14 protein-coding genes are annotated in these 16080 nt (G+C 52.8%); 4 read left to right on the top strand and 10 right to left on the bottom strand.

Annotated features, from left to right (window positions below; all coding sequences use genetic code 11):
* Nucleotides 1–27 precede the first annotated feature (27 nt).
* The 3 genes from H7U12_RS00640 (at nt 28) to gldC (ending at nt 3072) form a co-directional block, all read left to right on the top strand.
* A complete protein-coding gene (locus H7U12_RS00640; RefSeq protein ID WP_186631278.1) occupies nt 28–783 on the top strand; it encodes a hypothetical protein in 756 nt (251 codons plus the stop codon).
* 220 nt (nt 784–1003) lie between these two features.
* A complete protein-coding gene (gene dnaN, locus H7U12_RS00635; RefSeq protein ID WP_186631276.1) occupies nt 1004–2128 on the top strand; it encodes a DNA polymerase III subunit beta in 1125 nt (374 codons plus the stop codon).
* 581 nt (nt 2129–2709) lie between these two features.
* Nucleotides 2710–3072, top strand: coding sequence for a gliding motility protein GldC (gldC, locus tag H7U12_RS00630; protein ID WP_377163097.1), 363 nt, complete (start codon nt 2710–2712; stop codon nt 3070–3072).
* Nucleotides 3073–3139: 67 nt separating this feature from the next.
* Here gldC and H7U12_RS00625 read toward each other — a convergent pair whose 3' ends face one another.
* The 10 genes from H7U12_RS00625 to guaA all read right to left on the bottom strand — a co-directional run bounded on the left by H7U12_RS00625 (nt 3140) and on the right by guaA (nt 14793).
* A complete protein-coding gene (locus tag H7U12_RS00625; protein WP_186631273.1) occupies nt 3140–3619 on the bottom strand; it encodes a hypothetical protein in 480 nt (159 codons plus the stop codon).
* Between the two features lie 225 nt (nt 3620–3844).
* Nucleotides 3845–4381 carry a dCTP deaminase gene (gene dcd / locus H7U12_RS00620; protein ID WP_186631270.1) on the bottom strand — a complete coding sequence of 179 codons (537 nt, stop codon included), beginning with the start codon at nt 4379–4381 and terminating at the stop codon, nt 3845–3847.
* A gap of 209 nt (nt 4382–4590) precedes the next feature.
* Entirely contained in the window at nt 4591–5583 is a 993-nt protein-coding gene (locus H7U12_RS00615; RefSeq protein WP_186631267.1) for a glycoside hydrolase family 5 protein, read from the bottom strand.
* 356 nt (nt 5584–5939) lie between these two features.
* Complete coding sequence (locus tag H7U12_RS00610) at nt 5940–6812, bottom strand: alpha/beta hydrolase (RefSeq protein ID WP_186631265.1); 873 nt, start codon at nt 6810–6812, stop codon at nt 5940–5942.
* 58 nt (nt 6813–6870) lie between these two features.
* Nucleotides 6871–7272, bottom strand: coding sequence for an acyl-CoA thioesterase (locus H7U12_RS00605; protein ID WP_186631262.1), 402 nt, complete (start codon nt 7270–7272; stop codon nt 6871–6873).
* 133 nt (nt 7273–7405) lie between these two features.
* Entirely contained in the window at nt 7406–8104 is a 699-nt protein-coding gene (locus tag H7U12_RS00600; protein ID WP_186631259.1) for an SDR family NAD(P)-dependent oxidoreductase, read from the bottom strand.
* 219 nt (nt 8105–8323) lie between these two features.
* On the bottom strand, nt 8324–9622 hold the full coding sequence (locus H7U12_RS00595) for an NCS2 family permease (RefSeq protein ID WP_186631256.1): 1299 nt from the start codon (nt 9620–9622) through the stop codon (nt 8324–8326).
* A gap of 526 nt (nt 9623–10148) precedes the next feature.
* Nucleotides 10149–11447, bottom strand: coding sequence for a glutamate-1-semialdehyde 2,1-aminomutase (hemL, locus tag H7U12_RS00590; protein WP_186631253.1), 1299 nt, complete (start codon nt 11445–11447; stop codon nt 10149–10151).
* Nucleotides 11448–11551: 104 nt separating this feature from the next.
* Nucleotides 11552–13237, bottom strand: coding sequence for an ABC transporter substrate-binding protein (locus tag H7U12_RS00585; RefSeq protein ID WP_186631250.1), 1686 nt, complete (start codon nt 13235–13237; stop codon nt 11552–11554).
* A gap of 26 nt (nt 13238–13263) precedes the next feature.
* On the bottom strand, nt 13264–14793 hold the full coding sequence (gene guaA / locus H7U12_RS00580) for a glutamine-hydrolyzing GMP synthase (RefSeq protein ID WP_186631247.1): 1530 nt from the start codon (nt 14791–14793) through the stop codon (nt 13264–13266).
* Nucleotides 14794–15063: 270 nt separating this feature from the next.
* On the opposite strand from guaA, the gene H7U12_RS00575 reads away from it, so the two are divergent.
* Entirely contained in the window at nt 15064–15726 is a 663-nt protein-coding gene (locus H7U12_RS00575; RefSeq protein ID WP_186631244.1) for a hypothetical protein, read from the top strand.
* The last annotated feature ends 354 nt before the right edge of the window (nt 15727–16080 follow it).

Genomic DNA, 16080 nt, shown 5'->3' with positions numbered 1-16080 from the left:
AAATATCTGGAACATTATCTTTTTACCATGAATAAGCTCTCCTCTCTACTTTCCCTTTCCTTCGCAACTTTCTTCCTGTTTTCTTGTGAAAAAGAAGAAATCGAGCCAAATATCAATGCTGAGGTGGTTTCTGAATCAAGAGGCACATATTGCAACGAGTATTCTTATTTCAATAAAGTATCTGGCCCGGTAAGTTTTGGCAGCGCCAGGGGAGGAGTTCTGCTGGTAGGGTTCCAGGAGGGTCTTTCTATGGAAGCCCGTCACCAGATCCTGAGCCGTTATTCGCAGTTCAAGAGCATAGACGGAGAGATCTTTATGGATTCCGGCGTGATCACGCGGGTGAACTTAACTCCCTGGTCAACCTGCTCAGACGTGGAAAGACTGATGGAGCGATTGAAGCGCGAAGGCGCCGTTTCCTTTGCCTATCCTTTCTTTGAACCACAAACCACAGATCCTACAGAAGCTTGGGTGGGCTCCTCCAATGAGTTCATGGTTTCCATTGAAGGCAACGGGACCTATGAGCAATTGGAGCAGTTAATGGCCAGAACCAACACCAAACTGGTTTTCTCCTTTTCAGACGATATTCACCTGTTGCGCGCCGATAAATTCTCTACCGGTAATGTGCTGACAATCTGTTCCATCTTCAACCAACAGTCGTTTATCACCGTGGCAGAACCTAACCTGGTGTACCATATTCCAGATGGAACTACCCCGGTAAGCGAGGTGCCTGTCGGGACGTCTAAGACCAGAGGGAAGGGGATGTTCAAACGCTTCAAAAAATAAAAATCGCCTATAAAAAAGCTTCGCCCACCAGCCCTGACGGCTCAACGTCAGAGCTGGTGGGCGAAGCCTTTTTATAGGAAGGTCGTTTTGAGGATCTTTTCTCAAAAACAGGCTTAAAATAGCGGATGGGCAGAAACAAAAGCCCCTTGGAAGATAGGAAAAAATCGTTTTTTGGTTAACTTTGCCCGATATACGACCTTATCCAAACCTACTATATCGGATGAAATTCATTGTATCTTCTACGGCGCTGCTCAAGCAGCTTACTAGCATCAACGGGGTAGTGGCCAACAACCCGGTGGTGCCGATTTTGGAGAACTTCTTGTTTGAGATCAACGACGGTGTTCTGACCATCACAGCTAGTGACCTGGAAACCTCCATGATCACGGAGATACACGTGGAAGCCCGTGAAAATGGCCGTATCGCCGCTCCGGCCCGTATCCTGATTGATACTTTGAAAAACCTGCCGGACCAGCCGGTGACCTTCACCATTGACGAGGAGACCTACACCATTGAGATCAGCTCGTCTAACGGCCGTTACAAACTGTCTGGTGAAAACGCCACTGATTTCCCTAAGGTGCCGGTGGTGCGCGGGGGCAATGCCATTGAGATCCCTTCCAACGTATTGGGCCGGGCCATCAACAAAACCATCTTCGCGGTAAGCAACGATGAGCTTCGGCCGGCCATGACGGGTATCTTCGTGCAGCTGAACAGCGGGAACATCACGTTTGTGGCCACAGACGGACACCGCCTTCTGCGTTACCGCCGCCAGGATGTGAGCAGCGACAACGCCGCTTCCATCATCATTCCTAAAAAAGCCTTCAACCTGCTCAAGTCCACGTTGCCCAATGAGGCCACGGCGGTTCGGGTGGAGTTCAATACGTCCAACGCGTTCTTCAGCTTTGATAACATCAGAATGATCTGCCGCCTCATTGATGAGCGCTACCCAGATTACGAGAATGTGATTCCGGCTCAGAACCCCAATAAATTAGTGATTGACCGGTACGATTTCCTGAGCTCTGTGAAACGTATCTCCATCTACTCCAACAAGACCACCCACCAGGTGCGTCTGCGCATTACGGGCAGCGAACTGCAGATTTCGGCCGAGGATCTGGATTTCTCCAACGAAGCGAATGAGCGCCTGACCTGCCAGTACGATGGCGAGGACATGGAAATCGGTTTCAACGCCAAGTTCCTCACCGAGATGCTGAGTAACATTGACTCTGATGAAATCACCCTGGAGCTTTCCACGCCAAACCGCGCCGGCTTGCTCATGCCTTCCACCAATGATGAGGAAGAAAGTATCCTGATGCTGGTGATGCCGGTAATGCTCAACAACTACGTGTAAGCGTTACAGAAACTAGAGAATACAGAAATCCTGCCCGGCATAAGACCCAGGCAGGATTTCCCGTTTTAAGCTGATTTTAGGAAATCAGCCTTAAAATGGCGAGGAGGGGAAGTGGACTGCTTTTAAGTGATCTTACCTCTTCCGTTTCTTCTTTGCTGGGGAACGAGCTGCCTGCCCAGTAGAGTGCTTAAATAATGGTTGATGCAGAAAGGAGTTCCGATTATGAAATTCCTGTTTTGAGGCTGATTTTCTTGAAAACAAGCTCTAAACAGGCCATCAGGAGAAAAGGCTGAAATTCTTTACCAGAACCTGAATTTGTTTCTCTATGGAGCGGAAGTTACTTCCGTGAATTACACTCAGGTAGTCACGGAAGTAACTTCCGCTCCATAGAGAAACAAATAAATCTGCGTTGATAAGATGAACAAGCTAAGCAGATGAGAAAGGTTTTTTGTTATGAGGGTTCTTTCCTGAAATCGGGTCCAAAGTAGAGACGCTTCAGAAAAGGCATTGCATCTATCCCCAGAACTGAGAAAAACATTTTACCTTTGTTTTTCAGAAAACTGCGCGAAAGCGCAAAACCCATGAAACAAATGAAAAAATCAGAGATACACTTCAGCATTGCCTTAGATGATCAGCGCATCCCGGAGGCCATCAGTTGGACCGCTACCGATGCCGGTACTGACATCCATTTCGCCAAAGCCATCAACATCTCGCTTTGGGACCGCAATGACTCCGGAACCATGAAGATTGATCTCTGGACCAAAGACATGCCCGTAGATGAAATGAAATACTTCTACATTGACACCATCGGGGCGATGGCGCAAAGCATTGAAACCGCTACCAATGACAAGCTGATGGCCGAGAAAATGCGCAGCCTGTGCCAGGAGCTGATGCAGCACGTAGAGGAGCAGCAAAAGCGTAACGCGGCCCAAAACCCGCAGTAAGCTAAAAGAAATACCATAAAAAAAGCCGCTGGAGAGAGCGGCTTTTTTTATGGTATAAAAGGTATGTTTAGTTTCCGGGGGCAGCTTCCTTGATCACGGCCGTTTCAGGCTGCGGGAAGGTACGCTTGGTGCTTTCTTTGTCCTGCGCGATCAATGACTTGGCAGCCTTGCCGTTTTCTTTCAGCAACTGCTGCGCGTAGGCGCGGTCATAGCTGTTGAAGGATTTACGGGCTCCGTAATAGCGGGAGTACTGCGCCGTGCTCAATAGCCCTTCCAGAGCAACGTCACGCTCTTTACAAACTCCGTTGATACATCTTTCCAGCTCGGCCGGATTATTGGCGTGTTTGGCCTCAAAATCTACCATTTTCTTGGCGTTGGCCAGGTTCATCTCTCTCAGTTTCCGCGACTGGTAGTTGTTCAGCTGCAGTTCCCGGATCATCTTATCGGATAGGTTCTTGGCGCGTTGTTCTGCGGTTCCTCCGTTCTGCGCGAAAGAGGCGAATGAAACAGAGAGAACAAGGGCTAAGGTATACACTAATCTTTTCATAGTCGTTCTGGTTTGAGAGTTCCTATACAATTCCTGTGCCATCTATTTTAGAACAAAACCAATGGCTAAAAAGTTGGCCTCCTGTAAAAAAGAACGTGCTTTAGGTTAGTTTGTTTCCTGTAGAGCCCTATATAACTTATTGGAAATAAAGTTCTTGCTGTACTACAAGCTTTCTATGAGTTTTATCCAAAATACCCTTAAAACTGCCGGTTAAGCAGGAAAAATCTAAAACTTGTTCTTCCACATCATGGACTCCACCGGGTACACAGACCGCTGGTTGTACTTGGCGTTGCTCTTCTGGTTGTAATAGTTTTCAATGCCGCCGTTCACCACAAAATAGATCAGCTGCCCGATGGGCATGTTGTGGTACACGCGTACTTTCTGGCTCACCGAGATCTCCAGCGTCCAGTGGTTGCAGAAGCCCACGTCGCCTTTGCCGGCGGTGGCGTGGATGTCAATGCCCAGACGGCCTACGCTGGATTTCCCTTCCAGGAACGGAACATGCGCATGGGTCTCGGTGTACTCTTCGGTAACGCCCAAATACAAACGGCCGGGCTCCAGAATGTAGCCTTCCTCGGGTATTTCAAACACCTCAATCTGGTTGTGTTTACGGGCATCCAGCACCTCGTCTTGGTAGAACGCCAGGTACTTGCCTAAATGCACATCGTAGGAGTTGGTGCCCAGGCAGGAGCGGTCATACGGTTCTATCAGAATGGTGCCTTTTTCTATCTCTTCCAGAATCTGACGGTCGGTGAGGATCATGCGGGTAGGTAGCTAAACTTGAGGCTGCAAGGTACACGTAAATTCCGGTTCTTGCCACGCCTCTAAAACCGGAGGACTTCGTTTTACGCCTGTTTCCATGAAAATACCCCTAAATCGCCCCGCGCTTTCCTGAGGAGAAAGAACGACGGACGATTCAGGGGTAGAATGGCAGATCAACTGAGGGCTACACGCGATGCAAAAGCCATTATTTACTTGGCCTTCGCGGTTTTCTTCTTGGCCGGTTGGGCGTTGTGGTAGTTCCGCAGGAGCTCGCGGCTTTTCAAACCCGATGGTTTGAGATCAGCGTCTTTCCATTGGCCGGTGGCCGAGGCCGAAGGGAGCAGGACGGAACAGGTTTCGTTTTTATCCGAAACGGACCAGGTAACCCAGCTGATCTTGCGCTGCTCGGCCCAATCAAGCCACTTTTTCCATTCCGTTTCATTCAGAGGACCGTCGCCGGTGGCCTCCATGCCCGCCGATTCAGAGATAAAGAGCGGAAGGCCTTTGCTCAGGGCGTAATCACCGCGGTCTCGGAGTTCCTGCTTGTGGGTGGCGGCGTAGAAATGCAGCGTGTACATGAGGTTGGAAGCCCCGGTAATGGGATCATCGGCGGCCAGGTGCACATCCTGATCCCAGTGCGGGGTACCCACCAGAATGAGGTTGTCCGGGTCAATGGCCCGGATGGTTTTGATGAGTTCCTCGGAATAGGCCTTTACTTCAGCCCAGGATTCTTCATCGGGCTCGTTGAAGATCTCGTAGATCACGTGCGGGTTCTTGCCATAGGTCTGAGCCATTTCGGTGAAAAACGCCTTGGCCTCCGGCAGGTTGATGTTGTGGCTGTGCCAGTCAATGATCACGTAAATGTTCTCTTTGATGGCCCCGTCTACCACCGCTTTGATCTTTTCCTTAGACCACTCGGGCTTTTGCAGGTACCCGTCTTTGGGTTCAATGCCCATAGCCGCCCTGATCACGTTGATCTTCCAGTCTTGTTTGAGCCAGCTTACCGTCTGGGGCGTGTAGAACCGGGGCCAGAAGTTGTGCCACCCGAAGCTCATGCCTCGTAAGATGACCGGCTGCCCCGCTTTGTCTACCAGCTGCGTTCCTTTTACGTGCAGCGCCCCGTGTTCTTTCACCGCCTGCCCGGTGGCCAGGTAGCTGCTTCCCATCAATAAAAGCGCGGGTATGATTTTCTTGATCGACATAAATACAGTTGAGGTGGAAACTCAAAGTACGCGAAATAAGCCATGTGCCGCATAACACTTCTTTAGCATTTCTTACTCCGGTTTCTACTCATGCCCTTTCTGGGAGTGCGTTCATTGGCTTCTGATGGATTTGGAGTTTTGGGGCTGTTTTCGGGAAAATAGCCCCAAAACGGCTTTTGAAAATGGAAGAGCTTCCTTAAACCTATTTAGGGTAGCAAGCGTGGATTGTACCGCTGTTGCTGTGTTTTCATCAGCCAGCGGAAGGACGACAGGATCTGACTTGTTGGTGAGAACCCCAAAAAGGCGAGCGAAATACAACACGGGCAGCAAAAAGAGTAAAGCACGTTAGTAGGCGTCTACTTCGTTTGCCGTTTATCGGGGTGTAGAAGCCGCAGGGCGTTGAAGATGGCCTGGTGGGTGATGGTGGCGTGGTCTTCCTGCGGCAAGTAGTCGAAATGGACGGTCACGTGCCGGTTCTTGGTTTTCAGTTTCTCCACCAGCAGGTTGGCGTCTACTTCCATGACGTGCGGGATATCGCCGGGGGAGAGTCCTTCTTTCCCGACACCAATGTAAATGTCGGTTTTCTGAGAAAAGCCTTCACTGAGCAGGGGAGAGGATTGGTTCAGAATGGAGCCGTTGTCCCACCAGATACTGGGGCTGATGATGATGTACTGGTTGAAAAGCGTGGGTTTCTTCAGCAGAACTTCCGTGGCGAAGAGTCCGGCCAGTGATTGCCCGATCAGGGTTCGGGAAGAGTTGGTCTTGTATTTCCGGGCGATGTACGGTTGCAGCTCCTGCTCCAGAAAAGCCATAAAGTTTTCTGAGTGGCCGCTGGTGGGGTATCGCTTCTGGTCCGGTTCCAGCGTGGTGGGGTAGGTGAAGTCCCTTCGGCGGTCTACGTTGGCAATACCCACGATGATGGATTTAGGCACCCGGTCAATCCAGGGGAAATTGTTGAATTGGTAAAGGCCCACCACGTGAATAAAGTCCTCCTCCGCCGATCCGTCCAGCAGGTAAACCACCGGGTAGCGGGTCGTGTCTTTCGGGTTGTAGCCTTCGGGCAGATAGATGTTCAGAATCCTTTTCTCGCCTAATTTCGCTGAGCTGATTTCCTCCGTCAGCCCCAGCACGAACTGCTTGGACGTGTCAACCTGCTTAGCTTTTCTGGATTGAGCAAGAGCCGGCGTGGCGAAAAACACCAGCAAGTAAACGGGAATCAGAAATCTCATGCCAGGGATGTTTAGTGAGCGGATGACTTTACTCTTTTGCCGATGCAGTTCAATGTGCTCACAACAGCTCCAACATCTCCCGCTCAATGCGTCTGGGGCGCATGGATAGGGCATCCAAGAGGCACCAGGTGGTTTTGGCCGAGGCCAGCAGTTCGTCGTTCTCGGCACGGTACAAGCTCACAAAACGCTCAAACTTGGCTCCCTCGTGCTCGCCCACCCAAGTGTAGCCTTTGATGGTGTCCTCCGCAAAAGCCGGTTTATGGAAGTCGATCTCATGCCGACGCACCACCCACTGGTATTTCTCCTGCATCTGGGGAGGCGCCACGTGCGCCCAATGCGCCGCCGACACTTCCTGCACCCACCGGACATAGACCACATTGTTCACGTGGCCCAACGCATCAATGTCGGCCTCAGTCACCTTGATGTCAATGTTGAATTTGTGAAGATGTTCTTTCGCCATGGCAGCAAGGGTTTGGGGGAGAAGCTAGGGAAACAGATCAAATATAAAGTTCCTTTGCTACAGTTTCGTAAAAAAGAGGCGTAAAACTGTTTTCTACTTGCCACTATGTTTACCGCTGAGGCTGAAATTATCTCTATACCTTCACGCTGGACATACCGCCGTCTACGTGCAGGATTTGACCGGTCATCCAGGCAGATTGCTCTGACAACAGAAAAGCGGCCATGTGCGCGATGTCCAGCGGGGAGCCAAGTTTTTTCAGGGGATGGCGTTGGGCATTCGCCTGCATCTTCTCTTCGCTGCTCAGGTATTTGGCCGCCAGCGGGGTATCGGTGAGGGAGGGAGCAACCGCGTTTACCCGGATGTTGGGTGCCCATTCCGCCGCCAGGGCTCTGGTCAATCCTTCAATGGCCCCTTTGGAAACCGCCACCTGGGCGTGAAAGGGAAATCCCGTCTGGACCGCCACGGTGGAGAAAAACACAACGGAGGCATTTCCGGCGGCTTTGAGTTTGGGCAGAATGGCCTGCAGCAACTGGATGGCTCCATTCACCTGCAAGTGAAAATCAGCCGCAAAATCGGCGGGTTTCAGGCGGTGGAAAGGCACCAAGTTGATACTTCCCGGACAATACACGAAACCGTCCAGGGAATCAGGCAGGAAATTCAGGTCGTGGTCTGTTTCACGGACATCCAGATAATGATACGCCAAGGAAGAGCTTTCGGGCTGGACCGGATGCTGGCAGTAGGTGGCGTACACCCGGTGTCCGGCTTGGGCAAGCAGTTCTACCAGTGCTTTGCCGATGCCCGAGGAGCCCCCAATAATCAGATAATTCTTCATGTCGCCCTTTCTAGTGGTAAATGGATTGGTTTACCACAGAGAAACAGCTACAACGGGCACAAGTTTTGGACAACTTGCCATCCGTCAAAGCGACCTGCACCAGACGCCTAGTTTTAATCAAATTTCAGGCTTCTATGCCAAACTTATTTCAGGAAGCACCTTCCATCAAACTTTCCTGTTTTAAGGCTATTTTCAGGAATAGGCTCCCAAAACAGCGCCTTATTCCAGCACCAGGGCGATGATGCAGAAAACATCCACAATGAGCAGGGGCCAGGTGACATCTTCTTTCTTGCCGGAGATCAGTTTAAGGGCCGTCCAGGAGAGAAATCCCCAGATGATGCCCTGGGTGATGGAGTAGGAGAACGGAATGAGCACCATGGCCAGAAACGCCGGAATGGCCTCGTCCAGTTGCTGCCAGTTAATCTTGGTCACGGGCCTTACCATGAACACGCCCACCAGCACCACCGCCGGGGCCGTGGCAATGGCCGGAATCACCGATAGCAGCGGGGCCAGGAACAGGAACGGCAGAAACAGCAGCGCGCCTACCACGGCCGTGAGTCCCGTGCGGCCGCCCGCCTCAATGCCCACCGCTGATTCGATGTACGCCGTGCCGGGGCTGGACCCTACCAGACCCGCCATGGTTGTGGCGATGGCATCCACCATCAGAGAACGTTTGACGTTACGGGGTTCGCCGCGCTCATCCAGCAGATTGGCGGCCTCGGCCAGACCCACCAGCGTGGAAAGACTGTCAAACATATCGGTGAAGACGAAGGCGAAGATCACCGGCACCACTGCCCACTGCAGTGAGTTTACGAGGTCTAAACTGAAAAAGAGGCTGAAATCAGGGGCCGCAAAGAGGCCTTGCCAATGGATGAGTTCCTCGGTTCCCCACCAGCGCCCAATGGGGTACGCCGCCAACGTGGTAAAAAGAATACCCATCAGAATTCCGCCTTTTACCTGCCGGGTCACCAATACCGCCGTCACCAGCAAGCCCGCCAGAAACGTGAGCACCGCCGGGGTCAGCGCTCCCGGCCCCACGATGGTCGCCGGATTGGAGACGATGAATTTGGCGTTGGAAAACCCGATGAGCGAGATAAATAACCCGATGCCGGCCGCAATGGAATACCGCAACGGACGCGGAATCGCTTTGATGATGTACGTCCTGACGTTGAACGCCGACAGCAGCAGGAACACAACACCCGACCAGAACACTGCTCCCAGGGCCACCGGCCAGGGCACCTTCATGCCTAGTACCGCCGTGAACGTAAAGAAAGCATTCAGCCCCATGCCGGGCGCCACCAGAATGGGGTTCTTGGCGTAAAGGCCCATCATCAGGCTACTGAAGAAACAAACGAGCACCGTGGCGGTGAGCACCGCGGAAAACGGCATTCCGGCCTGGCTCAGGATGCTGGGGTTCACCACAATGATGTAAGACGTAGCCAGAAAGGAGGAGAGGCCGGCAATGATCTCGGTCTGGAGGTTGGTTCCGTTTTTCTTCAGCTCAAAAAAGGAAGTCATAGGCACGTGAAGTGAGAGAGAAAGCAGTTCAGGATACGATCAGGGCCGTAGTTCACCGCGAAGTTACATATTGTTCCATTTGCCTGCCCTTTTAGCAGGACTTTGTTGCAACCAGTAGCAGCACACGGGCTACTTTAGCGCTTGTTTTCAGAAAAGAGTCTTAAAACAGCGAATGGGTTGGAAGGTAGTTTAAGCAGTGATTTGTATCACGTAATTTCTCTACCAGAACTTGCGGACATTGATCGCGGTTGATAAGCCGCTTTTCTACTGGGTGCGCACGTTCCTTTCAGGAGGAGAAAGGGGCAAGCTGTTTTAGGGGCGATTTTCCAAAAGTAGCCCTAAACTAGCGTGGCATCGGTAAATACTTTGGCAACAGGATTCATCCCGATAGAGGCGGATAGCAACTTCTTGCTTCCATGCAGAGAAAAAGTAGAAGAGTAACTTAGCCGCCAAGAATCGCTCTAAAAGCAGAAGCGGCCCTTGAAAGTACTCAAGGACCGCTTCTGCTTTTGACTGGTTTTCGCAATTATGCCCGCAAAGCCTGCAGGGCTTCCAGGTTGGTGGCTAAATAGGCATCGGCTAGGTCATCGGTGATGGCGGCCGATACGAACAGCGTTTCAAACTGCGAAGGTGCGAGGTAAATGCCACGCTGCAACATCTCATGGAAATAGCGGCCGAACAGCACTAAATCTGAGGTCTTGGCGGAGGCGAAATCGGTCACGGGCTGCTCGGTGAAGAACAGGCTGTACATGGAGCCCACCTGGTTGAGGATGTAGTTCAGGCCCACTTGCTGCAGGTTCTGACGGGTGCCGTTCACCAGTTTATCGGTGGTTTGCTGTAATTGGGCGTAAATCTCGGGGTGCTCGTTCAGGTAGGACAACGCCGCCATTCCCGCCGACATCGCAATCGGGTTTCCGGAAAGCGTTCCCGCCTGATAGACGGGGCCGGCCGGAGCCACGGCGTTCATGATTTCCTTCTTGCCGCCGTACGCGCCTACGGGCATGCCGCCGCCAATGATTTTGCCCAGCGTGGTCATGTCTGGCGTCACCCCGTAGCGTTCCTGCGCCCCGCCTTTGGCCAGCCGGAAGCCGGTCATCACCTCATCAAAGATCAGCACGATGCCTTCTTTGGTGCACAGATCGCGGAGCCCTTGCAGAAAGCCTTCGGCCGGAGGAACCAGGCCCATGTTGCCTACCACCGGTTCCAGAATAATGGCCGCAATCTGCGCCGGGTTGGCGTCAACCAAGGTCTGAACGGCGGCTAAGTCATTGAAAGGAGCCGTCAAAGTGTCATTGGCCACGCCTTTGGTCACACCCGGGCTGTCGGGCACGCCCAGGGTGATGGCGCCACTGCCCGCGGCAATCAGGAACGAGTCGCCGTGACCATGATAGCAGCCTTCAAATTTGATCATCTTGTCGCGGCCGGTGTAGCCTCTGGCCACCCGGATGGCACTCATGGTGGCTTCGGTGCCGGAGTTCACCATGCGCACTTTCTCCACGCTGGGCACCATGCTGATGATGAGCTCGGCCATCTCCACCTCACGGCGGGTAGGGGCACCAAAGGAAAGGGAACCGGGCAAGGCATCGCGTACGGCTTTCTCCACCACCTCATGGGCGTGGCCCAGAATCATGGGACCCCAGGAATTGATCAGGTCCAGGTATTGGTTTCCGTCTTCGTCATAGAGGTAAGCACCTTTCGCCGATTTCAGGAACAGCGGCTGACCGCCCACGGCTCTGAACGCCCGCACCGGCGAATTTACGCCACCGGGGATGGACTGCTGCGCCCGTTGGAAAAGGTCCTGGCTGGTTGTATGGGTAAGTGACATGTTGTTTGATTGTGTGATGGATGGAAGAAGAGCGTGAAGGATGGGTAGAAGGAAGAGACATTTTGCATTCTCTCTAGCTCGCAACCGCTCACGCTCTCATTATTTTAGAGTACCGGGTTCACCACCAGTAAACGCCCGTTCTCTACTTTTATTAAAGGGAGGTACTGGTTGTCCTGGGCTTGCTTGCCGGGAGCGGCTTCATAGCCCACGCCCTGGTAAAAAGTACCAGGCTGCACCCGGCTTAATTTTGGTGGCGCAGAGTACCCGTTTTCCTTCAACTGACGGCCGTAGTAGTGTAGCAGCTCAAAACCGGTGTAGGTAAACGTGGAAGGTGGCAGGTTGTAGCGGCTGGTGTACGCCCGTTTGAAATTCTGCACCGATGGATTTTCCTGGTCAATGAATTTTGGGGCGGTGAAATACATCTCCAGAAAATCGAACTGGGCGAAACTGATCTGCGGGTTCTCCAGCCAGGCCTGGGGCGCAATTACCGGAACTTTGGAGGCGCGCTGCTCCAGGAAGCTGATAGTGCCAGTGGCCACATTGGCCGCTGAAGACTGCACCACCAGCACGCCCAGGTCTTTCAGGTTGACCGCACCTAAAATGCCCCCCACATTTCCGGAGGTTTTGGAGTTGATTTTATGGGAGCTGACTACTTTTCCGCCCAGGGCCGTGAAGGTTCTCCTGAAGTTTCCGGCAAAGACGGTGTCGTTTTTCTCGCTGTCATACACCAGCACGGCCGTTTTCCTGGGGAACGTCTGGTACGCATACGTCGCGGCCCGCTGGCCCTGGGTGGCCACGGAGGCTTCCATGAGGTACAGGTACGGGTTGCCTTTGGTGATATCAGCGTCATCTGAGAAAGGATTCACCATGTTGAGGTTCCGCTGCTGGGCTATCTTGGCAGCAAATGCGCTGTTGCCTTTAAATATTGGTCCGATCACCAGGTCCATGGTGCTCATCTCGGGAAGTTCCATCACTGTGCGCACCTGAGCGGTATCATTGCTGGTGTCATACGGGAAGACGTTCACCTGCACGCCCTCTTTTTGCAGCGAATCCCGCGCGGATAGAAGCCCGGCGTAAAAATCTGTGATGTAGAGGTTCTTCTTGTCTACTTTTACGCCCTGGTCTGTCACGTTGAACGGCAGCAGCACGGCCACATTGTACGCGTCTTTCTTGACGGCGGCAGAACGTTGCAGGTAACTGCGGTCCAAATTGAACTGACGCACCAGGGTTTCCAGTTGCGGCCGGTCCGCCTCGGTGAACCAACCCGTCACCAGCTTATCGGCGTAGGCGCGGGCCAGGGTGGCATCCTCGGGGAACTGCCGCATCAGGTACTGGAACGTGGCTTTGTCAGTGAGTTGCAGCATGTAGTACCGTTTCATGGCGGCTACCTCGTCTTTCAGCGACTTGTCATCAATGGGCTCCAGGGCTTTGAGTGCCCGCAGGTATTCTTTTTTCTCAAACAGTACTTGCCCGTGCAGGTACTGGGCATCGGCGAGGCCGCCCCAGTTGGTGTGCTCAGAAGTGAGTTGGGTCAGCATTTTATCGGCCTCGGCTAACTTCTTCTGCCGGCTGGCGGCTACACTGTACAGGTAGGCGGCGTCTGGCGCGTAGCTTTTGCCCGTAGCCGTGCTGGCAATGGGCAGCAGCTCGGCCATGGCCAACGCATACTTCTCCTGATCTACCAGCAAGCGGCCGTTCTGCAGCCTGGTGTCCAGATCTGAAGTAGACTGGGCTTGCACATTCCAACACAGCGCAACCCCCGCAACGGCAAGTACTATTCGTTTTTTCATCGTTTTCTCAAAAGGAAGCTTAAAACCTATTCCCACTCAATGGTAGCCGGTGGTTTTGAGCTGATATCATAGACTACGCGGTTTACCCCGCGCACCTTGTTGATGATCTCGTTAGACACATCGGCCAGGAATTCATACGGCAAATGGCACCAGTCGGCGGTCATGCCGTCTACGCTGGTCACGGCGCGCAGTGCTACCACGCGTTCGTACGTCCGCTCATCGCCCATCACGCCCACGCTTTGGATCGGCAATAACATGGCGCCCGCCTGCCACACCTGGTCATACAAGCCGGTTTTCTTCAGAGAGGAGATGAAGATATGATCCACTTCCTGCAAGATGGCCACTTTTTCGGCGGTGATGTCGCCCAGGATACGGATGGCCAGTCCTGGACCCGGGAACGGATGACGACCGATGATGTTCTCGGAGATGCCCAGGGTTCTGCCCACTAAACGAACTTCGTCTTTAAACAGTGTCTTGAGCGGCTCCACTACTTTCAGTTTCATGAAATCGGGCAGGCCACCTACGTTGTGGTGCGATTTGATGGTCGCCGACGGACCTTTCACCGAAACCGACTCAATCACGTCTGGGTAGATGGTGCCCTGGCCCAGCCACTTGGCGTCTTCCACCTGATGCGATTCCTGATCGAACACCTCAATAAACACGCGGCCAATGGCTTTCCGTTTGGCCTCGGGGTCGGTCAAGCCCGCCAACGCGGCGTAGAACTGGTCTTTCGCGTCCACACCTTTCACGTTGAGGCCCATGTCTTTGTAGGAGTGCAACACGTCCTCAAACTCGTTTTTGCGCAGCAAGCCGTTGTCCACGAAAATGCAGTACAGGTTCTTGCCGATGGCCTGGTGGATGAGCATGGCCGCCACTGAGGAGTCTACGCCGCCGGAGAGGCCCAGAATCACCTTGTCGCCGCCAATCTGCTCGCGCAGTTCCGCCACGGTGCTTTCAATGAATTGGTCAGGGGTCCAGTCTTGGGAGCAGCCGCTGATGTGTACCACAAAGTTGCGGAGCAGGGTTTTGCCCTCGGTGGAGTGCGTTACCTCAGGGTGGAACTGGATGCCGTAGGTTTCCTGGTCTTTTACTTTATACGCCGCCACTTCCACGGAATCGGTGCTGGCGATGACCTCAAAGTTGTCTGGAATTTTCTTGATGGTATCGCCGTGCGACATCCACACCTGTGAGTCCAGGGTGATTTCCTTCAGCAGCAGGTTATGATGGTCTACGTGGCTGAGCTTGGCCCGGCCGTATTCCCGGATGGTGGAGGCAATAACCTCGCCGCCGTTTTCCTGCGCCATCAACTGCGCCCCGTAGCACACGCCCAGCACCGGCAAGTTGCCTAGGAACGGGGTGATGTCTGGATTGGGGTAGTTTTCTTCCCGCACCGATGACGGGCTCCCTGACAAGATCACGCCCTTCAGGTCTGGGGTGATTTCCGGGATTTTGTTGAATGGATGGATTTCGCAGTAAACGTTGAGTTCGCGGACGCGACGGGCAATCAGCTGGGTGTACTGAGACCCGAAATCGAGGATGAGAATTTTTTCTGGCATGTGCAAAGGTACGTGCCGGTTTTAAAACATGAAAATGAATTTACAGCAGAGTAGGGGAGCGGCAGAACGAGTCTGTCTTTGAAAACAGTTGACCAGACCTTTTGTCCGTTTCGCAGCCATTTTTTGAAAAATATATCAAAAAAAGAATGTAGTTTACGAAACCTTAAACGAGGCACGCATTTTGCATACTCAGTTAGGAATTTGAAAGGCGCGAACCGGCTCGTTGAAAAAGGTTCGCCAAAAAAAGAAACAAACCGCTCGTAAGAATCTATGTTGAAATATATACTCCATTCCTTCAAGGCGACGCTGGGGGTGCTGATGACCGCCTCCCTGCTGATCTCCTGTGAAGCCGATTCAGATACCACCGAGCCCTCCCCGGAGGCCACTGCCACCCACAGCACGTTTTCGCTCGTGGACAGCATTCAGGTGGATGCCAAATTCCAGAGTTCGTATCCCGAGGCTTACAACAACCTCAGAGGCAAAACCTACAAAGTAACTGCCCAGGACAAACTAGTAGCTTATTTCCTGGAGGAGAACAATGGCGTTACCCTGTATTTCAGAGACACCTCTGGCGTAGACAATAGATCATGGGTGTCCATCCACTTCAAAAACCGGGGCATTCAGAACCTGCCAGCGTTCATTTCCTTAAAAGATGCCACCACCGTATGCGTGCACAACGGGCAGAATTTCTCTGACGGCAGCGGTGCCATGTCGCCGGGCTGCGTGAAGGTGTTGGATGGTACAGCCGCGTTGCAGTACGATGTCGCTACCCATGTGCTCTCCGGCACGATTTCTAACCTGAAACTGCCCCTGGAATACTACGTGCCCGACTATTCTTTCCCTAACCGGGCGGGCAACGTCTTAAAGGAAAGCGGTTCCAGCCGTAACCTGAACCTCCTCTTCGAGAACGTGAAAGGCCGCAAAGCGGAGTAAGCACACGTATTATTATAGAGAAGCCGTTTTGGGGTTAGTTTTAGAAAAACTGCCTTGAAACGGCTTCTTCCTTTTCGGGCAACAGCCGCTCGCCTGCATTTCCCTTAATCCGGTAAAGATCTTTTTGCCTGCCGGCGCGAGGGAGTGGGGCAGAAGAGAACTGATCGTTCCACACGTTCTATCTTCCCCATGGCAGAACTCTATATAAGATTCCAGTAGTGGTTTAGAAAGTATGATGGGATAGAAGCTGGCAGCGGAGTGTTTAAGATGATGGAATGTTCGAAGTCCTCTGACAAGACCCTCTGATAGCTTAGGTTGAACCATAGAAACAGAAAACTTCTAGTTCTCCCTAGT

This window comes from Rufibacter sediminis, from assembly GCF_014269285.1.
Taxonomy (GTDB): Bacteria; Bacteroidota; Bacteroidia; order Cytophagales; family Hymenobacteraceae; genus Nibribacter; species Nibribacter sediminis.
The sequence above is the reverse complement of the archived record's forward strand: the minus strand, read 5'-3'. Positions and strand labels throughout refer to the sequence as shown.